Annotated in this window: 28 protein-coding genes; 4 read left to right on the top strand and 24 right to left on the bottom strand. The window is 71.5% G+C overall.

The window, feature by feature from the left end:
• Positions 1 to 4: 4 nt before the first annotated feature.
• Positions 5 to 610, top strand: a complete 606-nt coding sequence (locus tag ACFSC0_RS14535; protein WP_377280761.1) for a hemerythrin domain-containing protein — start codon at positions 5 to 7, stop codon at positions 608 to 610.
• 114 nt (positions 611 to 724) lie between these two features.
• Here ACFSC0_RS14535 and ACFSC0_RS14530 read toward each other — a convergent pair whose 3' ends face one another.
• From ACFSC0_RS14530 to ACFSC0_RS14515, 4 genes are read right to left on the bottom strand one after another with little or no spacing between them, the layout of a single operon-like run.
• Positions 725 to 1,117 (bottom strand): DUF805 domain-containing protein, encoded by a 393-nt coding sequence (locus tag ACFSC0_RS14530; RefSeq protein ID WP_377280760.1) that lies wholly within the window; start codon positions 1,115 to 1,117, stop codon positions 725 to 727.
• Between the two features lie 16 nt (positions 1,118 to 1,133).
• A complete protein-coding gene (locus ACFSC0_RS14525) occupies positions 1,134 to 1,367 on the bottom strand; it encodes a hypothetical protein (protein WP_377355194.1) in 234 nt (77 codons plus the stop codon).
• 5 nt (positions 1,368 to 1,372) lie between these two features.
• Positions 1,373 to 3,355 carry an acetyl-CoA carboxylase biotin carboxylase subunit gene (locus tag ACFSC0_RS14520; protein ID WP_377280758.1) on the bottom strand — a complete coding sequence of 661 codons (1,983 nt, stop codon included), beginning with the start codon at positions 3,353 to 3,355 and terminating at the stop codon, positions 1,373 to 1,375.
• A gap of 10 nt (positions 3,356 to 3,365) precedes the next feature.
• The gene (locus ACFSC0_RS14515) at positions 3,366 to 3,686 is read right to left on the bottom strand and encodes a YbjQ family protein (RefSeq protein WP_377280757.1); all 321 of its coding nucleotides are present in this window, start codon (positions 3,684 to 3,686) and stop codon (positions 3,366 to 3,368) included.
• Between the two features lie 57 nt (positions 3,687 to 3,743).
• On the opposite strand from ACFSC0_RS14515, the gene msrB reads away from it, so the two are divergent.
• Positions 3,744 to 4,232, top strand: coding sequence for a peptide-methionine (R)-S-oxide reductase MsrB (gene msrB, locus ACFSC0_RS14510; RefSeq protein ID WP_377280756.1), 489 nt, complete (start codon positions 3,744 to 3,746; stop codon positions 4,230 to 4,232).
• A 135-nt stretch (positions 4,233 to 4,367) separates the two neighbouring features.
• Here msrB and ACFSC0_RS14505 read toward each other — a convergent pair whose 3' ends face one another.
• Positions 4,368 to 5,165 (bottom strand): aminoglycoside phosphotransferase family protein, encoded by a 798-nt coding sequence (locus ACFSC0_RS14505; protein WP_377280755.1) that lies wholly within the window; start codon positions 5,163 to 5,165, stop codon positions 4,368 to 4,370.
• 110 nt (positions 5,166 to 5,275) lie between these two features.
• Between ACFSC0_RS14505 and ACFSC0_RS14500 the strand changes: the two genes are divergently transcribed.
• Positions 5,276 to 6,073, top strand: a complete 798-nt coding sequence (locus ACFSC0_RS14500; protein ID WP_377280754.1) for a phytanoyl-CoA dioxygenase family protein — start codon at positions 5,276 to 5,278, stop codon at positions 6,071 to 6,073.
• A 118-nt stretch (positions 6,074 to 6,191) separates the two neighbouring features.
• Here ACFSC0_RS14500 and ACFSC0_RS14495 read toward each other — a convergent pair whose 3' ends face one another.
• On the bottom strand, positions 6,192 to 7,733 hold the full coding sequence (locus tag ACFSC0_RS14495; RefSeq protein ID WP_377280753.1) for a BON domain-containing protein: 1,542 nt from the start codon (positions 7,731 to 7,733) through the stop codon (positions 6,192 to 6,194).
• Positions 7,734 to 7,989: 256 nt separating this feature from the next.
• Positions 7,990 to 9,522 (bottom strand): acyl-CoA carboxylase subunit beta, encoded by a 1,533-nt coding sequence (locus ACFSC0_RS14490; protein ID WP_377280929.1) that lies wholly within the window; start codon positions 9,520 to 9,522, stop codon positions 7,990 to 7,992.
• A 161-nt stretch (positions 9,523 to 9,683) separates the two neighbouring features.
• Between ACFSC0_RS14490 and ACFSC0_RS14485 the strand changes: the two genes are divergently transcribed.
• Positions 9,684 to 10,628 carry a retroviral-like aspartic protease family protein gene (locus ACFSC0_RS14485; RefSeq protein WP_377280752.1) on the top strand — a complete coding sequence of 315 codons (945 nt, stop codon included), beginning with the start codon at positions 9,684 to 9,686 and terminating at the stop codon, positions 10,626 to 10,628.
• Positions 10,629 to 10,667: 39 nt separating this feature from the next.
• On the opposite strand, the gene ACFSC0_RS14480 is transcribed toward ACFSC0_RS14485, so the two are convergent.
• From ACFSC0_RS14480 to ACFSC0_RS14400, 17 genes are all read right to left on the bottom strand, one after another.
• The gene (locus ACFSC0_RS14480; protein ID WP_377280751.1) at positions 10,668 to 11,402 is read right to left on the bottom strand and encodes an ATP12 family chaperone protein; all 735 of its coding nucleotides are present in this window, start codon (positions 11,400 to 11,402) and stop codon (positions 10,668 to 10,670) included.
• An 8-nt stretch (positions 11,403 to 11,410) separates the two neighbouring features.
• Positions 11,411 to 12,394, bottom strand: a complete 984-nt coding sequence (locus ACFSC0_RS14475) for an RluA family pseudouridine synthase (RefSeq protein ID WP_377280750.1) — start codon at positions 12,392 to 12,394, stop codon at positions 11,411 to 11,413.
• The gene (gene crcB / locus ACFSC0_RS14470; protein WP_377280749.1) at positions 12,391 to 12,774 is read right to left on the bottom strand and encodes a fluoride efflux transporter CrcB; all 384 of its coding nucleotides are present in this window, start codon (positions 12,772 to 12,774) and stop codon (positions 12,391 to 12,393) included. Before crcB ends, ACFSC0_RS14475 begins: the two co-directional genes overlap by 4 nt.
• A 180-nt stretch (positions 12,775 to 12,954) precedes the next feature.
• A complete protein-coding gene (locus ACFSC0_RS14465; RefSeq protein ID WP_377355193.1) occupies positions 12,955 to 13,443 on the bottom strand; it encodes a CC0125/CC1285 family lipoprotein in 489 nt (162 codons plus the stop codon).
• A 48-nt stretch (positions 13,444 to 13,491) separates the two neighbouring features.
• Complete coding sequence (locus ACFSC0_RS14460) at positions 13,492 to 14,253, bottom strand: RluA family pseudouridine synthase (protein ID WP_377355192.1); 762 nt, start codon at positions 14,251 to 14,253, stop codon at positions 13,492 to 13,494.
• 20 nt (positions 14,254 to 14,273) lie between these two features.
• A complete protein-coding gene (locus ACFSC0_RS14455) occupies positions 14,274 to 15,581 on the bottom strand; it encodes a replication-associated recombination protein A (protein WP_377280746.1) in 1,308 nt (435 codons plus the stop codon).
• 19 nt (positions 15,582 to 15,600) lie between these two features.
• The gene (locus ACFSC0_RS14450) at positions 15,601 to 17,007 is read right to left on the bottom strand and encodes a Do family serine endopeptidase (RefSeq protein ID WP_377280745.1); all 1,407 of its coding nucleotides are present in this window, start codon (positions 17,005 to 17,007) and stop codon (positions 15,601 to 15,603) included.
• Between the two features lie 148 nt (positions 17,008 to 17,155).
• Complete coding sequence (locus ACFSC0_RS14445) at positions 17,156 to 17,407, bottom strand: hypothetical protein (RefSeq protein ID WP_377355191.1); 252 nt, start codon at positions 17,405 to 17,407, stop codon at positions 17,156 to 17,158.
• Between the two features lie 63 nt (positions 17,408 to 17,470).
• Positions 17,471 to 17,830, bottom strand: coding sequence for an argininosuccinate lyase (locus tag ACFSC0_RS14440; RefSeq protein ID WP_377280743.1), 360 nt, complete (start codon positions 17,828 to 17,830; stop codon positions 17,471 to 17,473).
• Between the two features lie 100 nt (positions 17,831 to 17,930).
• Positions 17,931 to 18,545 carry a glutathione S-transferase family protein gene (locus tag ACFSC0_RS14435; RefSeq protein WP_377280742.1) on the bottom strand — a complete coding sequence of 205 codons (615 nt, stop codon included), beginning with the start codon at positions 18,543 to 18,545 and terminating at the stop codon, positions 17,931 to 17,933.
• A complete protein-coding gene (locus tag ACFSC0_RS14430; protein WP_377280741.1) occupies positions 18,542 to 19,804 on the bottom strand; it encodes a TCR/Tet family MFS transporter in 1,263 nt (420 codons plus the stop codon). The genes ACFSC0_RS14435 and ACFSC0_RS14430 overlap by 4 nt, the downstream gene beginning before the upstream one ends.
• A gap of 122 nt (positions 19,805 to 19,926) precedes the next feature.
• Positions 19,927 to 20,394 (bottom strand): SRPBCC family protein, encoded by a 468-nt coding sequence (locus tag ACFSC0_RS14425; protein ID WP_377280740.1) that lies wholly within the window; start codon positions 20,392 to 20,394, stop codon positions 19,927 to 19,929.
• Positions 20,391 to 20,729 carry an ArsR/SmtB family transcription factor gene (locus tag ACFSC0_RS14420; RefSeq protein ID WP_377280739.1) on the bottom strand — a complete coding sequence of 113 codons (339 nt, stop codon included), beginning with the start codon at positions 20,727 to 20,729 and terminating at the stop codon, positions 20,391 to 20,393. Before ACFSC0_RS14420 ends, ACFSC0_RS14425 begins: the two co-directional genes overlap by 4 nt.
• Positions 20,729 to 21,109, bottom strand: coding sequence for a cupin domain-containing protein (locus tag ACFSC0_RS14415; RefSeq protein WP_377280738.1), 381 nt, complete (start codon positions 21,107 to 21,109; stop codon positions 20,729 to 20,731). Before ACFSC0_RS14415 ends, ACFSC0_RS14420 begins: the two co-directional genes overlap by 1 nt.
• Positions 21,110 to 21,112: 3 nt before the next feature.
• Positions 21,113 to 21,574, bottom strand: a complete 462-nt coding sequence (locus tag ACFSC0_RS14410) for a VOC family protein (RefSeq protein ID WP_377280737.1) — start codon at positions 21,572 to 21,574, stop codon at positions 21,113 to 21,115.
• Positions 21,575 to 21,579: 5 nt separating this feature from the next.
• Positions 21,580 to 22,080 carry a VOC family protein gene (locus tag ACFSC0_RS14405; protein ID WP_377280736.1) on the bottom strand — a complete coding sequence of 167 codons (501 nt, stop codon included), beginning with the start codon at positions 22,078 to 22,080 and terminating at the stop codon, positions 21,580 to 21,582.
• A gap of 100 nt (positions 22,081 to 22,180) precedes the next feature.
• On the bottom strand, positions 22,181 to 23,398 hold the full coding sequence (locus tag ACFSC0_RS14400) for an alkaline phosphatase family protein (RefSeq protein WP_377280735.1): 1,218 nt from the start codon (positions 23,396 to 23,398) through the stop codon (positions 22,181 to 22,183).
• Positions 23,399 to 23,508: the final 110 nt, after the last annotated feature.

The raw sequence follows: 23,508 nt of genomic DNA, 5'->3' as shown, positions 1-23,508 counted from the left end.
TCCGATGTTCGAGCGCCTCAAGGCCGCGATGAGCCACATGTCCGGGGACCTGAAGTCCCCCGCCAAGGACATGATGAACCGCATGCGCGGCGACCCCACGACCCCGACCGAGTACGCCAAGGCCGGCCAGAAGGTCGCCCCCGACGTCACCCGCCTCCTGGAGGAGGACCACCGGGTGGTGATGGGCTGGTTCGACGCCTACCGGTTCGAGACCGACCCTTCGTACAAGGAGGCCTGGGCGGTGCGCATCTGCACCGCCCTCGTCGCCCACATGCAGGCGGAGGAAGAGATCCTCTATCCCGCCGCCCGCAAGGCCTTCGCCGACAAGGGCTTGGTGGACGAGGCCGAGCGCGAGCACGACGAGGCCAAGGAGCTCATCGACCGCATCGTCGAGGCGGGCGCGGCCAGCTCCGAGGAGGAGGACCTGGTCCTCACCCTCTCGGCCGCCATCCAGGCCCACGTGGCCGAGGAGGAGTCGGACTTCTTCCCCAAGGTCCGCCAGACCGACCTCGACCTCTACGAGTTGGGCGAACGCCTCGCCGCCCGCCGCACCGAGCTCCTCCAGGAGCTCACCGCCACGGGCCCGATGCCGGCGCGGACGCTGCACTGAACTAGACCTTTCCCTCCGCTTGCGGAGGGAGAGGGAGGCCCGGCGCCTTCGCTCCCGGTGAGTCAGCGGCCCCTCACCCTACCCTCTCCCCGCTGCGCGGGGAGAGGTCATGGGCTAAGCCGCCGCCAGCCGCAGCGGGTTCGGGCCATACCGGTTGGTCCCCGGCTCGCCGCCCATGACGCCGAGCTCGACGAGCGCCCAGAGCAGCACCAGCACGAACAGGAAGTCGAAGAAGCTCTCGGGCCTGGGCCACACCGCCACCACCGCCAGCAGCACCAGCACCGCCCACCAGCCGGAGCGGCCGCGGTCGTGCAGCCGCTTGGAGAGCACGCAGGCCCCGGAATAGATCAGCGCCGGATAGACGAACCAGCCGGTGATCCAGTGCAGCGTCGGCCCCATGGCCGCCTCGTAGAGCGCCGCCAGCGTCACCAGCACCGCCGCCGCGATCAGCGACGGCCCGCGCGAGGCCCGGCCCCCGGCGCTGAAGAAGAGCTCGGCCCAGTTCATGGCCCCTCCCGCCCCGCTACAGCAGCGCCGGCAGCAGCCACAGCGCCAGCATCACCGCCAGCACGATCAGCAGGATCACGCCGGCGTTCTTGCGCGGACCGAGGAAGGGCTCGCGCTGGCCCGGGCGGCGGCCGCGGTTCGGCGGCGGCGGCGGGGCCGCCTGCGGCTTGCGCTTGGCCGCGGCCTGCCGGTAGCGGCGCAGGTCGACGACTTCGGGTCGATGGTCGTGGCCGTTGGGCTTCCGGGCCATGTCGCTCACGCAAACTCCACTAGCACTTCGTCGGCCGAGACGCTGTCGCCGGGCCTGGGCCCGACGGTCTTCACCACCCCGTCCCGCTCGGCGCGGATGATGTTCTGCATCTTCATCGCCTCGACGATGGCCAACTGCTCGCCGGCCTTCACCTCCTGCCCGGGCGCCACGTCCACCGAGACGACGAGCCCCGGCATCGGCGAGACCACCAGCTTGGAGGTGTCGGCCGCCTTCTTGGGCGGCAGCTTCTCGTGCAGCTCGGCCGATCGCGGCGTCAGCACCAGCACGTGAAGGCTGCAGGCCCGCCGGCGAATGGTAAAGCCTTCCGCCGCCGGACGCACCTGCAATGCGAAGCCGCGGCCGCCCAGCGCGCCGCGGAACACCGGCTGGCCCGGACGCCAGGCGATGTCGGTCAGGAGCAGGGCCCGTCCCTCCTCGGTGAGCTCCACCTGCAAGGTATCGCCCGGCCAGGACAGGCGCACCGGCCGGCGGGCCTCACCGGCTAGCACCACCCAGTCCTCCCGCGGCCGCCGCCCGGCGTTGGCCCGCGAGACGAGGATCAGGTGCATGGCGCAGGCCGCGGCCGTGACGATGTCGCGGTCGGCGTCCGTCGGCGCGACGCCGTGGAAGCCCTCCGGGAAGACGTCGGCGATGTAGCTGGTGGACAGCCGCCCCTCGCGGAACCGCTGCTCGTCCATGACCGCCGAAAGGAAGGGCAGGTTGTGGCCCGGCCCCTCGATGTGGAAGTCCTCCAGGGCCGCGGCCATGGTGTCCACGGCGGTGATCCGGTCCGGCCCCCAGGCGGCGAGTTTGGAGATCATCGGGTCGTAGAACATCGAGATCTCGTCGCCCTCCCGCACCCCGGCGTCGTTGCGCACCAGGCCTGCGCCCTGCTCGCCCTCGGCCGGCGGGTCGTAGCGCACCAGCCGCCCGATCGAGGGCAGGAATCCGCGGTACGGGTCCTCGGCGTAGATGCGGCTCTCGATGGCCCAGCCGTCGATCTTCAGGTCGGCCTGGGTGAAGCCCAGCTTCTCGCCCGCCGCCACCCGGATCATCTGCTCGACGAGGTCGATCCCGGTGATCAGCTCCGTCACCGGATGCTCCACCTGCAGGCGGGTGTTCATCTCCAGGAAGAAGAAGCTGCGATCCTGCCCCGCCACGAACTCGACGGTGCCGGCCGAGTCGTAGCCGACGGCCCGGGCCAGGGCGATCGCCTGGGCGCCCATTGCCTCGCGGGTCGCCGCGTCCAGCAGCGGGCTTGGCGCCTCCTCGACGACCTTCTGGTTGCGCCGCTGGATGGAGCACTCGCGCTCGAACAGGTGGACGATATTGCCGTGCTTGTCGCCCAGCACCTGCACCTCGATGTGGCGCGGGCTTTCGATGAACTTCTCGATGAAGATGCGGTCGTCGCCGAAGCTGGCGGCGGCTTCCGCGCGCACGGCGGGGAAGCCCTCCTCCACGTCCTGGTCGGAGCGGGCGACGCGGATGCCCTTGCCGCCCCCGCCGGCCGAGGCCTTGATCATCACCGGATAGCCGATGTCGCGGCTGATCCGCACCGCTTCTGCCACGTCCGCGATCTCGCCGACATGCCCCGGCACGGTGGAGACGCCGGCCGCCTGGGCCGCGCGCTTGGAGGCGATCTTGTCGCCCATGGCGGCGATGGCCTCGGGGTTGGGCCCGATGAAGACGATCCCCTCCTCCGCCAACCGCTTGGCGAAGGCCGGGTTCTCCGAGAGGAAGCCAAAGCCCGGGTGGACCGCCTCGGCGCCGGTCTGGCGGCAGGCGTCCACGATCTTGTCCATGACGAGGTAGGACTGGGCCGCCGGCGGCGGGCCGATGAACACGGCCTCGTCGGCCAACTCGACGGCCAGGCTGTCGGCGTCGGCTTCGGAGTAGACGACCACCGTGGAAATGCCCATCCGGCGGCAGGTCTTGATGATCCGGACCGCGATCTCGCCCCGGTTGGCGATGAGGATCTTACCGAACACGTCCCCTCGCCTAACGCAGCCGGACCGCCGTGCCCGCGGCGGTGACCATCAGCATGCCGTTGTCGGCGCCGAGGCTTTCGTAATCCAGGTCGATGCCGATCACCGCGGTGGCGCCGCGGCCGGCGGCCTCGTCGCACATCTCCTGCAGGGCGATGTCGCGGGCCTGGCGCAGGGCCTTCTCGTAGCCGCCGGCGCGGCCGCCGATGATGTTGGTGATGCCGGCGAAGAAGTCGCGGAAAATGTGGGCGCCGATGATCGCCTCGCCGGACACCACGCCGAGGGTCTCGGCCACCTCGCGGCCGGGTATTCCCGGCGTCGTCGACGTCAGCATGGTCTAAAGCGTCCTCCGGCCTTGGTCCGTGGTGGGCGGGACCTTAGATTGACGGGCATGAGCACGCCAGCGGTCTCCCCCTCCGGTTTCGACCTGTCGCCGCCTTCCGCGGAGGAACGCAAGCGCCTCGAAGCCGACCTTTCGCCCGAGGAGGCCGACGTCCTCCTCCACCACGGCACCGAGGCGCCGTTCTGCGGCGGTCTCCTCGATAACAAGGAGGACGGCGTCTACTGCTGCCGCCTCTGCGGCCTGCCGCTGTTCCAGGCCCGGACCAAGTTCGAGAGCGGCACCGGCTGGCCCAGCTTCTTCGCGCCTATCGACGAGGCCCACGTGATCGGCGTGCGCGACGTCAGCTACGGCATGGTCCGCATCGAGACCCGCTGCGCCCGCTGCGATTCCCACCAGGGCCACGTCTTCCCCGACGGCCCGCCCCCGACCCGCCTGCGCTACTGCATCAACTCGGTCTCGCTGGAGTTCGTCCCGAACGGCCAGCCGCTCCGCGACCCGCTGGGCCGCGGCGACAACGCGGCGAAGGTGAGCGCCTAAAGGCCTCTCCCTCCGCCTGCGGAGGGAGAGGGTTGGGTGAGGGAGGCCCGGCGGCGGGGGTCATCCGCCAAGGTTGTCGCCCGCCCAGACGCCCCCCTCACCCTACCCTCTCCCCCCGCTTGGCAGGGGGAGAGGTCAAAGCTCCTCCGCCGCGATCTCCAGTATCCTCAGCGCCCGCCACGGATCGTTCCCGTCGCTGAGCGTCCAGCTGGCCGACAGGCCGCAGTAGGCCACCGTCCACATCAGCTGCCGCTCGCGCTCCAGGCCCGCCGCGTCGCAGATCACCTCCAGCTGCCGGACCAGCCGCCCCGGCGCGGTCGCCGTCTCCACATCCGGGTTGCAGAGCATGTTGGCGTGGTCGTAGCCGCGCTCGCCGATCACGCCCTTCGGATCGATCGCCAGCCAGCCGCGGGTCGCGTCGTGCAGCACGTTGCGGTGATGGATGTCGCCGTGCAGCACGACGATGTCCTGCGGCGCCTCGAGCAGCTCCTCGGCGATCGACGCGGCCAGGGCGTAGGGGCCGCCATGGCGGTTGGCGGCCACCGCCAGCTCGCGGAACCAGAGGGGCAGCGGGATGAGGCTCTCCGGCGGATCGGCGTCCCGCGGCTCGTGCAACTCGCCCGCGACCTTGCAGAGGATGCGCGTGGCCTCATCGTCCTCGCCGCTTCGGGCCATCTCGGCCAACGCGCGCGTCCCCACCGCCCGCTCCATCAGCAGCGCCTCGGCCTCGCGCTCCAGCACCCGCACCGCCCCCTCGCCGCCATACCAGGCGAGCAGCGCCGCCCCGCGGCGTTCCTCCTCGGCCTCGGCCAGCTTCAGCATCGCCGGCGCGTCCCCCCGCCGCACCGGCAGCAGCGCGCCGGCCAGCGACTCGAAGGGCGCGCCGTCGGCCGTCAGGCCCCACTTCGCGAGCCATGGCTCGAACCGGTGCATCATCCCCTCCTCCCCACCCGCCGGGACGGCGTCCTGCGACCATCCGCCGTCCAAGCTTGGCTGGAACACCGGCGTTATCGTCGTCTCCGCCAAGCCGGGATACGCCTGCCATGAAACTCACCACCGCCGAAGCCAAGGCGCGCGCCGACGAGGTGCGCGAGACGAGCTGCACCATCATCCGCGGCCTCTTCCCCGTCAGCGTCATCGACGCCTGGAACGAGGCCTTCCAGCCCCTGCTGCTCGACGCCATCGAGCGCGAGGGGGACGACCCCAATCGCGGCGCCAACCGCCACTACGTCACCCTGCCCTTCACCGACCTGTGGGCCGACCCGCAGATCGTCGACAACGACGTCGTCATGTCGGTGGTCGAGGAGCTGGTGGGCGCGGACGGCGTCATGTGCCAGCTGGCCACCGACACGCCGCTGCTGGGCTCCGACTACCAGGACCTGCACCGCGACACCCAGCTGCTGTTCCCCGAGAGCGGCGCCGAAACCCCGCCCTACCAGCTGGCGGTCAACTTCCCGCTGGTCGACGTCACCGAGGAGAACGGCCCGATGGAGTTCGCCGCCGGCACCCACATGACGCCCAAGGCCGAGGGCATGCGCCGCATCGAGGCCGGCGAGGCGCCGCTGCAGAAGGTGTTCATGAGGCGCGGCGACGTGCTGATCCGCGACGTGCGGCACATCCACCGCGGCACGCCCAACCGGACGGCGACGCCCCGGCCGATGGTGGTGATCGGCTATTCCCGCCGCTGGCTGTTCCGGCCCGAGGTGCAGATCCGCGTGCCCGCCGACACCCTGGCGCGCATGCCCGAGCGGGCGAAGCGCTGGCTGCGCTTCAACCCGGTGTTCGAGAACCTGGCCGAGGCGGTGAAGCGCGAAGAGAGCTACCGGGCGTTCGCCTACTGAAGAAAAGCCCTCTCCCGGTGGGAGAGGGCTCGGTGAGGCGCTGCGCCGACGCCCGAGGAGCGGGCGCAGAGCCTCCTTCCGCGACGCCCTCCCCGGCCCCGGGGAGGGCGCCTGCGATCTACTTGCGGTCCCGGGTCGACGGCGCGCCGGTGGACGTGGTCGTCGAGCCGGCGGTCGTCGTGCCGCTCTGGCCGGCCTGACCGGTGTTGCCGGCGTCGGTGAGCGAGGCGGCGCCCGCCGCGGCGGGATCGCCCGCCGCCAGCATGTTGTCGCCGAACCCGTGGCCGGTCCCGGTGACCGGGTTGGTGCTGGAGGTGTCGGACGAGCCGCGCCCCATCATCGAGCCGGCGCCTTCGCGCGGGTTGTCGCCGCCGGTCCCCTGGGACTGCTGGACGCGCAGGTTGTTCTGCACGTGGTTCACGCCCCAGATGTCCTCGACGCAGCGTTCGGCCCGGCGCCGCTCCTCGCGGTCGGAGACCGTGCCGGACAGGGTCACCTCGCAGTCCTTCACCTCCACGTTGATGTGGGTGGCGTCGACCCAGGGATCGTCCGTCAGCCGTTGGTGGACCTCCTCGCTGATCCGCTCGTCGGAGCGCTTGTAGCCCTTGGGGCCGCGCCCACGGTGCCCCTGGGCGCCGGCGCCCTGGGTCTGGCGGTCCCACTGGCTGCGGCGCTCGGCGTCCTCGTCGCCGAAGAAGGAGGCGACCTGGTTCTTCGCCCGGTCCCACCAGCTGCGCCCGCCCTCGCCGCGGCCTTCGCGGACGTTGGGCGGGTTGTGGTCGTCGCGGTCGCGGCCGCGCCAGGCTTGCGAGCCGCCGCCGTAGCCGCCCTGCCAGCGGGGCGAATCGTAGCCGGCCGGCACCGCGCCATATTCGCGCCCGCCCTGGCCGTACTCCTCGCGGTAGATCGGCTCGCGGGCGTCGTCGCCGTAGAAGCGGCCGCCGGCGCGGTAGTCCTGCGGGCGCCGGCGCTCCTCGTCGCCGTACGGCTGGCCGAAGTGCTCGCCGCCGTGGCCGTACTCGCGCCGGCCGCCATAGCCGGTCGGGCCGTAGCCCTCGGTCTGGCTGCCGTAGGTGTCGTAGCGTCCCCCGCCCCGCTCACGCCCCGACGTCGCGCCATAGCCCGCGCCCTGCGAGCCCGTCGCGCCGGGCCGGTAGCTGGCCCCGGTCTCGCGCTCGCCGAACACCCGGTCGCGGTCGGGGCCTGCGAACCGCGCGGCGGTCTCGCGCCGCTGGTCCTCGTCCTGGCCGCCGCGCCGCTGGCCTTCCCAGCTGCGGCCGCCGCGGTAGCCGCCGCCTTCGTAACCCCCGCCCTGGAATCCGCTCTGATAGCGGCCGCCGTAGCGCTCCTCGTTCCAGTCGCGCCCTTCGCCGTAGCCGCCGCCCTGGGCGCCGCCGGCGTAGCCCCGGCCGCCGAAGCCGCCTTCGCCATAGCCGCGGTCCTCGGCGCCGCCGCCGTAGGTGCGGTCCATGTCGTAGCCGCGGTCGTCGTCGTATCCGCCGCGCGGATCGAAGGTGCGGCCCTCACGTTCGCGGCCGCCTTCGAAGCCCTGCTGTCCATAGTCCTGGTCGCGGTCCCGTCCGCGCCCGAACCGCTCCGAGCGCTGCCAATCCCGGTCGCGCCAGTCGCGGTCGCGTTCGTCAGTCCACCTGTCGGCCATGACGAGGGTCTCCCTTGTTCGTTGAAAACCGTGGGCGGGGGATCGCCCTGCCGGCGTAACAAGGGGATGGCGGAGGTTGTTCCGGGGCGTTCCTTCCTCTCCCATTCATGGGAGAGGACGACCATGCGCCGAGCGCAGCGAAGAGCGCATGGTGGAGAGGGCAGGCCACGGGCGCGGCGCAGTGGACCGCTCCGATGCCCACCCCAATGTTCAGCGCGGGCTCGCCCCCTCCCCCGCTTCGCAAGGGAGGAAGGGATCACAACGGAATGTTGTCGTGCTTCTTCCAGGGGTTCTCGAGCACCTTGCCCTTCAGGTGCTTCAGCGCCCTGACGATCCGGCGGCGCGTCGAGTGGGGCATGATCACGTCGTCGATATAGCCGCGCTGGGCGGCGACGAACGGGTTGGCGAAGTGGGCCTTGTACTCGGCCTCGCGGGCGGCGATGGCGTCGGGGTCGCCGATCTCGGAGCGGAAGATGATCTCCACCGCCCCTTTCGGACCCATCACCGCGATCTCGGCGGTCGGCCAGGCGTAGTTCACGTCGCCGCGGATGTGCTTGGAGCTCATCACATCGTAGGCGCCGCCGTAGGCCTTGCGGGTGATCACCGTCACCTTGGGCACCGTCGCCTCGGCGTAGGCGAACAGCAGCTTGGCGCCGTGGCGGATCAGGCCGCCCTGCTCCTGGCGGGTGCCGGGCATGAAGCCGGGCACGTCCACGAAGGTGACGATGGGGATCTCGAAGGCGTCGCAGAAGCGCACGAAGCGGGCCGCCTTGCGCGAGGCGTCGATGTCCAGCACCCCCGCCAGCACCTGCGGCTGGTTGGCGACGATGCCCACCGGCGCGCCGTCCATCCGCGCGAAGCCGACGACGATGTTCTTGGCGTAGTCGGGGCTGATCTCGAAGAAGTCGGCCTCGTCCACGACCTTCAGGATCAGCTCCTTCATGTCGTAGGGCTTGTTGGGGTTGGCCGGCACCAGGGTGTCGAGGCTCGCCTCCACCCGCTCCGGCTCGTCGAAGCTCTGGCGGACCGGCGGCTTCTCGCGGTTCGAAAGCGGCAGGAAGTCCACCAGCCGGCGCACCTGGGTCAGCGCCTCCAGGTCGTTCTCGAAAGCCCCGTCGGCGACGCCGCTCTTCAGCGCGTGCACCCGGTAGCCGCCGAGCTCCTCGTGGCTGACGTCCTCGTGGGTGACCGTGCGCACCACGTCCGGGCCGGTCACGTACATGTAGCTCGTGTCCTTCACCATGAAGATGAAGTCGGTGATGGCCGGCGAATAGACGTCGCCCCCGGCGCAGGGGCCCATGATCACGCTGATCTGCGGGATGACGCCCGAGGCCAGGGTGTTCTCCAGGAAGATGTCGGCGTAGCCGGCCAGCGAATCGACCCCCTCCTGGATGCGCGCCCCGCCGGCGTCGAACAGGCCGATGATCGGCGCGCCCACCTTCATCGCCTGGCGCTGGACCTTGACGATCTTCTGCGCATGCGCGCTCGAAAGAGAGCCGCCGAAGACCGTGAAATCCTTGGAGAAGACGAACACCGTCCGGCCGTTGATGGTGCCCCAGCCGGTGATCACCCCGTCCCCCGGGATGCGCTGGTCGGCCATGCCGAAGTCGGTGGCCCGGTGCTCGACGAACATGTCGAACTCTTCGAAGCTGCCCTCGTCGAGGAGGAGGTCCAGCCGCTCGCGGGCGGTCAGCTTGCCCTTGGCGTGCTGGTTCTCGATGCGCCGCGCGCCCCCGCCCAGCCGCGCCACGTCCCTGCGCCGCTCGAGCTCCTCCAGGATGTGCTTCACCAAGGCCTTCCTTCCCTACGCGCTCACGCTCCCCGACGTGAGAGAAGGCGTAGATGGCGCAAGGACTTGTGACAAGTTCCCGCCACGGAACCCGATCGATCTCAAATTGCGGCGTTATCCGGATGGGCGTATCGTCCGTGAAAGGAGCGTGGGGAAACGCCATGCCCGGGCGGGCGAACAGGCGAGAGGCGATCGGGCTGCTGGCGGCTGCGGCCGCCTTCGCGCCCTCGCTGGTCCGCGCCCAGGCCGCCCCCTCGGCGCCTTCCGCCGACGAGGTCCACGAGGACACCTCGGTCCCGACCCTCGACACGCCCGCCCTGCAGGTCACAGCGCCGATCTTCGTGGACGGCCAGGGCCCGTTCCAGTTCCTGGTCGACACCGGCGCCAACATCTCCTGCATCGCCACCGCCCTGGCCGAACAGCTCGGCCTGCCTCCGGGGCCGCTGGTCAAGGTCAACACCGTGGCCGGCTCGCGCCGGCGCCAGAGCGTGCTGGTCGACCGGCTGCAGGTCGGCGCGCGCACCCACCGACGCGTCCGCGCCCCCGTCCTGCCGGTCACCGGCCTGAAGGCCGACGGCGTCCTCGGCGTCGACTGGCTGAAGGGCCAGCGGCTGGTTCTGGGCTTTGCGGAGGACAAGCTGGAGATCACCCGCTCCAAGGCCGACAAGCCCTCCGAGAAGAGCGTCATCGTGCCGGCCAGGCGAAAGTCCGGCCAGCTGACCATCGTCGACGCCGATCTGTCCGGCGAGCGGATCAGCGCCATCGTCGACTCGGGCTCGGAGGTCTCGCTCGGCAACTTCGCCCTGCGCGAGCTCGCCCGGCGCAAGGACAAGACCTTCAAGCCGGGCGCGCCGGTGGGGCTGATCTCCGTCGCCGGCGAGCGGTTCGAAGGCGAAGCGGGCTTCCTGCCCTGGGTCCGACTGGGCGGGCTGCAGATGGGCGCCGTCCCGGTGGTCTACGCCGACAGCCACGTGTTCCGGCTCTGGGAGCTGGAGCGCTCGCCGGCGCTCATCCTGGGCATGGACATCCTGCGCCAGTTCGACGCCGTCGCCCTCGACTTCGGCCGCTCCAACGTCCGCTTCGACGCGATCGAGATGAAGACCTAGCCCTCATTCCTTTCCCGTTCACGGGAAAGGGGGGAGCGCTTACCCCTCCAGCGCCCGGAACCACCGCTCGAGCATAGCCGCCTCGGCCCGCAGGCGCTCGGTGCGCTCGGCCGCTTCGGCGTCGATCCCCCACTTCTCCTCCTGGAAGGCCTCGTCGACGCGCGAGAGGTCGAAGGCCGCCTCGCCGCTCAGCCGTCCCTTCAGCACCGCGATCGCCAGCAGCGTCGAGCCGAACAGGGCCGAGCCGAACGCCAGGCCGGCCAGCCGGAAGTCGTCGAGCGACAGAGCGAGCGCCTTGACCGTTTCCAGCGTCGCCTGCGGCTGGTCCTGGTGGATGATCCCCGAGACCCGCACGAACCTCAGGCCCAGCTCGGCTTCGGCCCAGTCGAGGATCGGTCCCCAGCCGGCCGCCTGCCGCTCGACCAGGGCGCCGGGCCCCTCGGCGAAGTAGCAGAGCAGGTCGGAGCCGGCGTACTGGGCCACCTGCTCGGCGGTCTCCGACCGCGCCGCAGGGATCGCCTCGAGGGCGGTGTTGGCCAGCCGCATGACGTGCATGGTGGCGACCTCGATCGTCTCGCCCTGGGCGGCCCATTCCTCCGCCACCTGGTCGGCCAGGGCCCGCGTCGGCAGGGCCAGCTTGGCCCCTTTGGGCGTGCGCACGGTGCGCGCGTCGAGCCGCACCTCGAAGCCGTCCGGCGACGGCTCCACAGAGACGGCCTTGTAGAAGCGCCGGGGTTTGTCCGCCGGCTCGTGGAATCCGCGTTGAACTGGCATCGTCCCTCTCAGCGCCGGCGTTGCGGCCCGAACGGCTCCGGATCGGCCTCGTGCTCGTCGAACCCGAAACGCGCGAAGCCGGCCTTCATCTCGGGAGACAGCGGCGCCTCCAGGATCAGCGTCCCGCGCGAGGGGTGCGGCAGGGTCAGCCGGCGGGCGTGCAGCTGCAGCTTCAGCCCCTCGGAGAGTTCCGCCGAGGCCTCGTTCCCATATTTCGGATCGCCCAGGATCGGGTGGCCCATGGCCAGCATGTGGGCCCGCAGCTGGTGCGTCCGGCCGGTGTGCGGCCGCAGCGCCATCCAGGCGACCCTGTTGCCGGCCCGGGAGATGGTCACGAACTCGGTCTCCGCCGGCTCGGCGCCGAACTCCTTGGGATCGGCCGGGCGGACCAGCTCGCGGTCGCCGACGCCGGTCTTGACCAGCGGCAGCTCCAGGATGCCCTCGCCCGGCTTGGGGAAGCCGGCCACCAGCGCCCAGTAGGTCTTCTGCGCACGGCGGCGGGCGAACGCGCCGGAGAGCTTGGCCGCCGCGCCCGGGCTCTTGCCGAGCACCAGCACGCCGGAGGTGTCCCGGTCCAGCCGGTGGACCAGCCTCGGCCGCTCCAGCCCCTCGCCCCAGGCGGTCAGCAGCCGGTCGACGTGCCGGGTGGTCTTGGTGCCGCCCTGCACCGCCAGGCCCGAGGGCTTGTTGAGGACCAGCACCTCCTCGTCCTCGTAGAGCACCAGGGAGCGGGCGAAGGCCACGTCGCGGTCGGAGAGCCCCTCCCGCTCGCCCTTCGGCGGCGCATCCGGCAGCGGCGGCACGCGGATCTGGTTGCCCGCCTCCAGCCGGGTGTCCGGCTTGGCCCGTCCGCCGTCCACCCGCACCTGGCCCGAGCGGATCAGCTTGTTCAGCTGCACGTGGGTCAGGTGCGGCCAGCGGCGGCGGAACCAGCGGTCCAGCCGCACGCCGTCCTCGCCGGGCGCCACGGGAATGGTGCGCACCTCTCTCAAGCGAAAATCCTCCGGGCCAGCGCCATGCCGGCGAACAGCGCGGCCACCGATAGAACGACCGAGGCCGCGGCGTAGATCGCCGCCTGCCCCATCTCCTGCCGCCGCAGCATCAACCCAAGCTCCAGCGAGAAGGCCGAGAAGGTGGTGAAGCCGCCCAGCAGGCCGACGCCCAGCAGCAGCCGAAGTCTCTCCTGCCCCTCCCCGCCGCGCAGCGCCAGCACGTCGACGAGCAGGCCCATGGCCAGGCCCCCGATCACGTTCACCGCCAAGGTGCCCCAGGGCCAGCCGCCGCCCAGCACCCTGTGCGCCGCCACGCCGGTCAGGTAGCGCAGCACAGCGCCCGCGCCGCCGCCGAGCCCCACCAGCAGGAGTTTTTCCATGCCGCCCTTATGGCCGGGCGCTCGCTCAAGGGCAAACGCTGCGCCCCCTCCACCGCCCCCGGCGGTCCCCCTCCCCCGCAGTCTGCGCTGCGGGGGAGGATCTGTACGCATCAGCTCCTCCCCCGTCCCGGAGAGGACGGGGGAGGTGGATCGGCGCGAAGCGACGAGACGGAGGGGGCGCTACGCCCGCGCGCCGATGGCGTCGCGGATGGCCCGGGCGTCGTAGACGTCGGCGGTGCGGGGCGGCGGGCCCTTGCCCATCACCACTTCCAGCGTCTGCGAGAACGCCGGGCCGCCGCCGAGGTTGAAGCTGGTGCCGACGCCGACGCCGACGCTGGAGCGGCGGCCGAAGTCGGCGCCGCCGGCTCCCACCGACACCCGGGGGCCGCTGCCGTAGCCCTCCTGCTGGACGATGCGGTCCGCCACACGGAACCAGTCGTAGCCTTCGGCGAGGGCCAGGTCGGCGGCGCGCAGCAGGGCGTAGTCGGCCACCTGCTGCACCGGCGCGCCGGGTCCGCCGCGGAAGGTGATCCGGTAGCGGCCGGGCTCGATCCGGTACTCCGAATAGCCGACGGCCGCCGGGCCGAGGGCCGGCTGGTAGACCGTGGGGGCCGTGGCGCAGGCCGCCAGCGTCAGGGCGGCCAGGGCGGGGACGACGAGGCGGGCCATCGCATGAACTCCACGGCGAAAGCCGTTGGGCTTCCGCATCTTAGCTGATCAAACGGCCAGCTGCTCGCCGCCGTTCCCCGCCAGGCCCAGCCGCTCCAGCAAGGCGGCCATGTCAACCGGGACCGGCGCTTCGATCCGCTTCGTCCCGCCGGCCGGGTGCGGGAACTCCAGCGCCGCGGCATGCAGCATCAGCCGCGGCACGGCCTCGCCGCCGAGCGTCAACGCCCCGCCGTAGCGGGCGTCTCCGGCGATCGGCCGTCCCAGGTGCGCCAGGTGGACCCGAAGCTGGTGCATCCGGCCCGTCTCCGGCGAGAGCTCCACCAGCGCCGCCTCGGGGCCGCCCGCCAGCGTGCGGTAGCGGGTCTTGGCGGTCTCGGCGTCGGGATGGTCGGGCGCGCAGACCCGCATGTAGGCCTCGCGGCCGAGCATCTCCCGCCGCAGCGGGACCTCGATGGTCCCGGCCCGAGGCTCCGGCACGCCCGGCGCGACCACCGCCTGGTAGGTCTTGCGGAACCGGCGGGCCATCATCGCCTTGCCGAGGAAGCCCGCCGCCGGCTGGGTCCTGGCCGTCAGGATCACCCCTGAGGTGTCCCGGTCCAGCCGGTGGATCAGCCTGGGCCGCGCCTTCCCGGGCCTGGCGAAGGCCCAGAGCATCTCGTCCAGCGTATGGACCTGCGCCCGCCCGCCCTGGCTCGACAGCCCCGCCGGCTTGTTCAGCGCCAGCACCTCGGCGTCCTCGTAGATCACCAGCCCGCGCACGAAGGCGATCTCCGCCTCCGAGAGCTCGATGGGCCGGTCGATGGCGCGCACCTTTCGGGGCGGGCGCGGACTCACCGCCCGCCTCGCTCTTTCCGCATCGCCGCCCAGCGGTCGAGGCGGTCCTTGATGCGGGCCTCGACCCCCTCCCCGCGCGGCTTGTAGAAGACCCGCCGCTCCATCTCCTCGGGGAAGTAGTCCTGGCCGGAGAAGCCTTCCTCGGCGTCGTGGTCGTAGGCGTAGCCCTTGCCGTAGCCGAGGTCCTTCATCATCCGGGTGGGCGCGTTCAGGATGTGCTTGGGCGGCATCAGCGAGCCGGTCTCGCGGGCCGCCGCCTGGGCCGCCTTGAAGGCGGTGTAGACGGCGTTGGACTTGGGCGCGGCCGCTAGATGCACCACCACCTGGGCCAGGGCGATCTCGCCCTCGGGCGAGCCCAGGAAGTCGTAGGTGTCCTTGGCGGCGTTGGCGAGCACCAGCGACATGGGGTCGGCCTCGCCGATGTCCTCGGCCGCCGCCCGGATCAGCCGCCTTGCGATGAACAGCGGGTCCTCGCCGCCGGCCAGCATGCGCGCCAGCCAGTAGAGCGCCGCGTCCGGGTCCGAGCCGCGGATCGACTTATGCAGCGCGCTGACGAGGTTGTAGTGCTCCTCGCGGTCCTTGTCGTAGGCCGGGCTGCGCTTCTGCAGCACCTGGCCCAGCTCCTTGGTGCTCAGCGCCCGGTCCGAGCCGATGTTGAACAGGGTCTCGGCCAGCGTCAGCAGATAGCGGCCGTCGCCGTCCGCCAGGGCGACCAGCGCGCCGCGAGCCTCCGGCTCCAGCGGCAGCGGCCGGTTCTCGAAGGCCTCGGCCTTGGCGAGCAGGCTCTCCAGCGCCGCCTCGTCCAGGCGCTTCAGCACGAACACCTGGCAGCGGGAGAGCAGCGCCCCGTTCAGCTCGAACGAGGGGTTCTCGGTCGTCGCCCCCACCAGGGTGACCACCCCCTCCTCCACGAACGGCAGGAAGCCGTCCTGCTGGGCGCGGTTGAAGCGGTGGATCTCGTCGACGAACAGCAGGGTGGACTGGCCGGCGGCGCGGCGCGCCCGGGCGGCCTCGAAGGCCTTCTTGAGGTCCGCGACGCCGGAGAACACCGCCGACAGCTGCTGGAACTCGTAGCCGGCCGCCTTGGCGAGCAGCCGGGCGATGGTGGTCTTGCCCGTGCCCGGCGGGCCCCAGAGGATCATCGAGGCGAGGCGCCGGGCGTCCGCCATCCGCCGGATCGGCCCCTCCGGCCCCAGCAGGTGGTCCTGGCCCACGACCTCGTCGAGCGTCGTCGGCCGCAGCCGATCGGCGAGCGGGGACGGAGCGTGCGGCGTCAGGCCCGCGGCTTCGAAAAGGTCGGCCATGGGCCCTAAGCTATCAGCCTCAGAGGCGGAAGGAGAGCGTCGCCTCCTGCCCGCCCCGGCGCACCACCACTTCCCAGACCCGCGCGCCGGAGGCGGCGGCGGCGGCCAGGTCGCGGACGCTGCCGATCGGCCGCCCGTTCACCGCCCGGATGAAGTCGCCCGGGCGGATGCCGGTATTGCGGGACAGGCCCCCGCGGATCGCGGTGACCAGCACGCCGGGGCCCGAGAAGGGGTCGACGCCCAGCTCGTCGGCCACGGCCGGCGAGAGGTTGACCACCGTCATCCCGTCGAACGGGTTGCGGCCGGTCAGGGTGCGCTCGTCGCGGGCGGGCGTGGCCGGCGGCGCATCGGCCCTCAGCCGCACCTCGCGCCGGGCGCCGTCGGCGCCGAGGACGCCGAGGGTCAGGGTCTCGCCCGGCCGGCGGGCGCCGATGGCGTAGTTCAGGGCCGCGGGGTCGACCACGGGAGAGCCGTCCACCGAGACCACGACGTCGCCCTGCTCCAGGCCCGCCCGGTCGGCCGGGCCGCCGCTCCACAGGTCGGTGATCAGCGCCCCCTGCGGGGTCGCCAGGCCCAGGGTGCGGGCGATCTCGGCGGTGATCGGCTGGGTCCGCGCCCCCAGCCAGGGGCGCACCACGGCCCGTCCGCCGCCGACGGCGGTCTCCACGACCCGGCGGATCATCACCGCCGGCACCGCGAAGCCGACGCCCGACGAGGTGCCCGAGCGCGAGAGGATGAAGCTGTTGATGCCGATCAGGTCGCCGTCCATGTCGACCAGCGCCCCGCCCGAGTTGCCCGGATTGATCGCCGCGTCGGTCTGGATGTAGGCCGACCCGGCGTCGCCGGTCGGGTCGGCGGTGCGGTTCAGGGCCGAGATGATGCCGTTGGTCACCGTCTGGCCGACCCCGAACGGGTTGCCGATGGCCAGCACCAGGTCGCCCACTTGCGCATCGCCGGTGTCGTCGATGGCCAGCGTCGGCAGCCGCTGGCCCCCGGTGTCGATCTTCAGCACGGCCAGGTCGGTGCGCGGATCGGCCAGCAGGATGCGGGCCGGGAACTCGCGCCGGTCGGCCAGGGCGACGGTGATCTCCTGACCGCCCTGGACGACGTGGTTGTTGGTCACCACCACGCCGTCGGCGCGGACGATGACGCCGGAGCCCAGCGAGCCTTCGATCCGCCCGCGCGGCGCGCCCAGCCCGAACAGCTCCCAGAACGGGTCCGTCTGGCGCACCAGCCGCTTGGCCGAGATGTTGACCACCGCCGGGGCGGCCTTCTGCACGACGGGGGCGAAGCTCGCCTTCAGGGCCGCCGCGCTGGTCGGAACCGAGCGGGTCGGCGCGGCCATGTCGGCCTGGGCGAAGCCAGCGGCCGGCGCGGTCGCGGCGGCGGCGGCGAGAAGCGGGATCAGGACACGTCGCGCGCGCATAAGGTCTCCTAGGATGCCGATCTAGCGGGCGGAACTGTCTCGATATTTCGGGCGCCATGAAGGCGAGCTGAACGAGGCGCGCGCGCTTCGGGCTTCAGCTCCGCTCCGGTCTAGATCGGGTCGTTGCGCCGGCCGCGCAAGTGGCGGCTCAGGCGTCCAGCGTCCGGCGCGTGTGGGCGACATGGAAGCGGCCGCTGACCGACAGCACGATCCAGTCGCCTGGAAGCGCGACGGTCCAGCCGTCGGGCGTCGCCACGCGCACCGTCCCCGGCTCGTCCAGGGCCTGGCCGTCCTCGCCCAGCCACTGCCACAGCTTGCCCCAGCTGCGGGAGTCGTGGGCCGGGGGGACGCGCAACGCGGCGCCATGGTCGAACGCGGGACTGTTACGGGCGGGCTTCATGGCCCGAGTTGAATCGTGCGTCGGTGAAGAGGCTCTTAAAGCCCAGCTCGCCCGCCCCGCCCGTTACTCATACTGGGCGGTGGTCTCGCCGGTGCGCGCGTCGTACTCGATGGCGATGACCGAGATCTCGCACAGGTTCAGGCCGCCCCAGTCGGCCGTCTCGCCGCCTGTGTAGACCACCCGCAGGTCCCAAAGGCAGGCCTCGGTGTCCCGGTCGAAGCGGATCGCGGTGCGCGCGCCGTCGGCCAGCACGTCCTGGCCGAGCACGTCCTCCTCCCAGTCGTCCACCGCCGAGGGCGAGACGTAGACCTCATTGACGACGTGGCCGGTGTTGTTGATCAGCGTGAAGTCCTGATCGCCCGCGAGCGCCGGACCGGCGAGCACGAGCGCGGCCGCCATCGCGGCGGCGAAGTGACGAAGCATTGGAATCCCCCTCCAGCTCGCCGCAGGACTAGCTTGGCCGCAGGCCGCCGTCCATGCGGCGCGTAGGCGGGGTCGCCGAACCGCGTCGTGTTCGCAGGCCTCAGGCCGGCGCCGCCTCGCCCGAGACCTTCTTGTAGGCCTCCCGCGCGGTCAGCCGGGCGACGTAGTCGTCGAAGACCTTCTCGCCCTTCAGGCCCGGTGCGCCGAACATCATCGCCCAGTTGAGCTCGGAGCCGACATAGACGTCGGCGGCGCTGTAGCGCTCGCCCAGCAACCATGGCCCGGGAGTGAGCGCCGTCTTCAGCGCCGTCAGCACGTCCTGGTAGCTGCCGTAGCCGGCCATGCCGGGGTCCGGCGCGGGCCGCTTGGTCGCGGTGTCGAGGATCGCCGGCTCGAAGCAGCTGCCGCCGAAGAACAGCCAGCGGTAGTAGGTCCCCCGCGCCGGATCGCCGATCGGCGGGGCCAGGCCCGCCTGCGGGAAGATGTCCGCCAGGTAGGCGATGATAGCCGGCGTCTCGGTCACCACCGTTCCGCGGTGGACGATGGTCGGCAGCTTGCCCATGGGGTTGAGCTTCAGGAACTCCGGCGCCTTGTGCTCGCCCTTGCTGAAATCGATGGGCACGACCCGGTAATCGGCTCCGCACTCCTCCAGCATGAAGTGGACCATCGCGGCCCGGGACTGCGGATTGTGGTAGAAGACGATCTCTTCGCTCATCCGACTGCCTCCTTGGAAAGCTCCGGCCGCGGCGCCTTGGCGGTCCGCAGCGCGATGACGAACGCCAGCACCATCAGGCCGGCGGCGATGTAGATGGCCAGGCCCGGCGCCTGCAGCACGGCCTCGTTGCGCAGCGACCAGGCGAAGGTCAGGCCGAACAGGATCGGCCCCGCCAGCGCGGCGATGCCGGTCAGGCCCTGGTTGGCGCCCTGCAGCTGGCCCTGCTCGTGCGGGCCCACACGGCGGGTCATCATCCCCTGCAGCCCCGGGATCACCAGCGCCATCAGGGCGGCGAACGGCATGGCGGCGAAATAGGCCCAGGGGGCGGGCGCCCAGCCGTAGATGGCCATGCCGGTCGCGCCGGCGGCGGCGCCCAGCAGCAGCGCTCCGCGCTCGCCCAGCCGCTGAACGGTGGGCCCGACCAGGAAGCTCTGCACCAGCACCCCGAGCACGCCCGAAACCATCATCGAAAGGCCGATCAGGGCCGGCGACCAGCCGTAGCGATGGCCCATGTAGAGGACGAAGATGGCCGGGTAGACCATGTGGGCCAGCTGGTAGAGGAACCAGATGGCGGCCAGGCTCACCAGCTCGTGGTGCGAGCGCAGCAGCCTGAGCGAGCCCAGCGGGTTGGCGCGGCTCCAGTCGAACTTCTTCAGCCGCTTCTCGGGCGGATGCGACTCCGGAAGGATCAGGAGGCCGTAGAGCCAGTTCAGCGACGTCAGCGCCGCCGCGACGTAGAACGGCAGCCGAAGGTCGATGTCGCCCAGCCAGCCGCCGATCGCCGGCCCGCCGACGAAGCCGAAGCTCATCGCCGAGCCGATCCAGCCGAACGCCTTGGCCCGTTCGGCCGGCGGCGTCACGTCGGCGACATAGGCGTTGGCGGTGGGCATGGAGGCGGCGGTCAGGCCGTTGATGAAGCGGCCGATCCACAGCCACATCAGGTTGGGCGCCAGGGCCATCACCAGGAAGTCGATCGCCAGACCGAACAGCGAAACCAGCAGCACCGGCCGGCGGCCCACCCGGTCCGACAGCACCCCCAGGAACGGGGCGAAGAAGAACTGCAGCAGCCCCCAGGTGACGGCGAACACCACGTTCCACTCGGAGGCTGCGGCCGTGTCGCCCCCGGTGAAGCTCTTCACCAGGTTCGGCAGGATCGGGATCATCAGCCCGAACGAGATCGAGTTGATCAGCGCGACGGCGAAGATGAAGCCGAAGGCGGCCCGGCGCGCAGGCGGGGCGGCGGCGGTCTGCTCAGCCATGACGCTCCTCCCTGGCCGCGCGATCCGAATGTCCCACGCGACAGCGGCCCCGGACCAGTCCGAAAACGTGCATCAGGCTCCCTCCCGGCCACTCTGGAACAAAACACGAACTCTAGCAAGCCTCAGGCGACTGCGGTCCTCAAAGACGCGAGCTGAGCGCGCCAATAGTCCCCCAGCCGGGCCAGCAGCACCGCGTCGGGGAAGCGGTGGCGGGCGGCGCTCTCGGCGGGCACCTGATGGTAGCCCCGGTGCTCGACGCTGACCCGCGTCTCCTCGCCGACGGCCTCGAAGCGGACCTCCACCTCGGTGTGCAGGTCGAGGGGGAAGTTGGCCTGGCGCCAGGTGAACTGCAGCCGCCGCGGCGGCTCCCAGGCGGTGATGCGGCCGATCTCGAACACCTTGCCGCCCGCCAGCGTCTCGGTGAGGCGCCCGCCCTCCCCCGGCTCGAAGGCCAGCTCGCCCGGGGCCCGCGGCGTCGTCTGGAACAGCGGGCTCGCCCGCCACCAGGAGCCGATCTCCTCGACGAACACCTGGAAGGCGCGCTCGGGCGTGGCGCGCACCCGCAGGGCCACATAGACCTTGGAGGTCATGCGTCGCCTTCGACGTGCCGCTTGAACGCCAGGAGCTGCTCGCTCCACATCCGCTCGGTCTCCTCGAGCCAGCGTATCAGGTGGACCATGGGCTCGGGCCTCAGGGCGTAGACGCGCACGCGGGCGTCGAACTCGGGGTGGCTCTCCTCCACCAGGCCGCTTTCGCGCAGCGTGCGCAGGTGGCGGCTCATGGCGGGCGGGGCTAGGCCCACTTCCCGCGCCAGCTCGCCGGCCGGCCGGGGCCGTTCGCGCAGCAGCTCGACCACCCGGCGCCGGTGCGGATCAGCCAGGGCCGAGAGCGTCCGGTCGACGGCTGCGGTGTGCGCCTGCGCCATCACGCCGGCCTGTGCCGGGTGCCGGCGCCGTAGGTGATGGCCAGCAGCCGCGTCGGCTCCGGAACCAGCGCCCGATGCCAGACGCCGGCCGGCACGACCAGGGTCGAGCCCGCCCGCATCTCGTGCCGGTCCTGGCGTCCGTCCGGATGCTCGAACAGCATGCTCATCCGCCCCTCGAGCAGCACCAGCACCTCGTCGCCGGCCGGGTGCATCTCCCAGCTCGTCCAATCGGCGTCGCCGGCGTAGACGCCGACGAGGTTCTCCTTCAGCGCGGGATTGGCGTCGATCGTCCGCCAGAAGTCCGCGTCCACCGGGTGGACCGCGACGCCGCCGCGGCCGTCGAGGCTCAGGTAGGTGGTCTCCAGGTCGAAGGCGGGCATCGCTCAGATCCGATCCCGGGTCGTCGTGCCGTAGGTGCGGTCGAACTCCTCGCGGTCGTAGCGCTTCTTGGTCTGGCCGAACGACCAGACATGGCCCTCCGGGTCGCGGGCGACGTAGTTGCGGTCGCCATAGGTCTGGTCGGCCGGCGCCATCAGGATCTCGGCGCCGGCGGCCTTGGCCCGCGCATAGTGGGCGTCCACGTCCTCACGAAGCTGGATGTGCACCGACTGGGTGTTCTTGCCGCCGAGGTCCGCCGGAGAGGCGTGGTTGGGCGACCAGACGCTTCCGACCCCGATGACCCCCTCGTGGTAGCCGAGCTCGGCGTGCACCAGCGTCTCGTCCGGGGCGAGCACGACGATCCGCGGCTCGAAGCCGAAGGCGCTCTCCAGCCACTTGAGCGCGGCGATCGGGTCGCGATAGCAGACGCTGGTCGACACCGGCGGGCGTTCCTGGTCCTCAGCCATGACGCTCAGCTCCTTCCGGTGTTCTGGAACTTCAGGCCGGTGGCCGCCTCCATCTCCTCGAGGGAGACCCGCCGAACCTCCTGGCGGAAGTTCCAGACGTGCCCCTCCGGGTCGAGGGCGCGATAGGTTCGTGCGCCGTAGAACTGGTCCTTCGGCTCCTCGATGATCCGCGCGCCGGCGGCCTTGGCGCGGGCGCAGTGGGCGTCGATGTCGCCGTCGACCTCCACCCACACGAACTGGGTGATGACGTCGCCGATGCTGCTGGGCGACATGGCCCGGGCCGGGACATCGGTCCGGCCGACCGTCCACTCCCCGGCCACGCCGATGTTGGCGCCGCGGTAGGCCATCTCGGCGTGGGCGATGTTCCCGTCCGCGTCGGTGAGCAGCAGGCTGACCTCGAATCCGAAGGCCCGCTCCAGCCACTCGAGCGCCGCCTTGGGATCGCGGTAGAAGGCGGTCGGCGTCAGCGGCGACTTGAACTCGACAGGGGTCGCTGTTTCGGCCATATCGACGCTCCTTTCGTTCTGGCGCAATATTTACCGAATTACGCAAGTATCTGCAAGGCCGGATAACGACGCTCTCCCCCTGCCGTTGTGGGCGGAGACGCTAGTCGCCGGCCGCAGCGCGTAGCGCCACGGCCGCCGGCGCCGTCCCGGGCTCCGGCGTCAGCCCAAGCAGGTCCATCACCAGGCCGTAGACCTCCACGTTGTCGAAGCTCTCCAGACGCCCCGGCCGGATGTCCGGACCGTGGGCGATGAACAGCGCCGCCATCAGCGGGTCGGCCGGATCGTACCCGTGCGCGCCCGAACCGATCGCGCCCGCCCGGCTGCGGCTCATGATCAGCCAGCCCGTTCGGGCCAGGCAGAAGATCGGCGGAACGCGCCGATGGCGCCCATAGGCCAGCGCGGCGGGGATCTCGCCCTTGCGCCAGCAGGTCATGTTCGGATGCGCCGCCAGCAGCGCCCTCTCCGCCTCCGCCTCGCGACCGGGCGTCGGAACGAGGCCGGCGCTCGATCCGGTGGTGACCGCCTCGGCCGCCCCGGCCGGCAGTACATCCTCCAGCCACACGACCCGCTGCGGCGAGATCGGCGCCATGCCGTGGTCGGCGACGATCACCAGGTTGGCGTCCACGCCCCGCCCCTTCAGCCCCTCCAGCAAACGGGCGATCGCCGCATCGGTGCTGGCCAGCGACTTGGCCATTAGCGGCGAGTCGGGCCCGACCATGTGACCGGCGGTGTCCACCTCGTCGAAGTAGAGCGTCAGGAACCTCGGCCAGCGGTCCGCCGGCTCGTCCAGCCAGGCCAGCACCTGGTCCACCCGGTCGTTGGCCGACACCTTCTGGTCGAAGGGACGCCAGTAGCTCGGCCGCACGCCCCGGATCGCCGCCTCCGAGCCCGGCCAGAACATCGTGCCCGAGCGCACCCCGCCCCGCTCGGCGCTGACCCAGATCGGAACCCCGCCGTCCCACCAGCGCGCGTCCGTCACCGCCGCCTTGTTCGACATGGCGAACCGCACGCCGGGGATCTGCGGGTCGGTCATGGTGTTGTCGACGATCCCGTGCTGGTCGGGCCTGAGGCCGGTGACCAGCGTGTAGTGGTTGGGGAAGGTGTTGGACGGAAACGACGGCCGCATGACCGCGCTCGCCCCCTCCCCCGCCAACCGCTGCAGCGTCGGCGTGGCCCCCCGCTCCAGGTAGTCGGGCCGGAAGCCGTCGATGGAGATGAGGATGACCGGGGCGCGAGGCTCGCGGGCCGGCGTCGTGGCGCAGGCGGAGAGCAGCAGGGCGAGCGTCAGCGCAAGGAGGCGAGCGAGGGGATTGGCCATGAGCAACCCTAACCCTCCTCTACCTCCCCCGCGAAGCGGCGGGAGGTGGAAGCCGAGCGGAATGAAAAAGCCCCGGAGCTTGGCTCCGGGGCTTTCGATATCTCGTAGAG

Source organism: Phenylobacterium terrae (assembly GCF_042681205.1).
Taxonomy (GTDB): Bacteria; Pseudomonadota; Alphaproteobacteria; order Caulobacterales; family Caulobacteraceae; genus Phenylobacterium; species Phenylobacterium terrae.
This window is presented reverse-complemented; position numbering and strand designations above follow the sequence as displayed.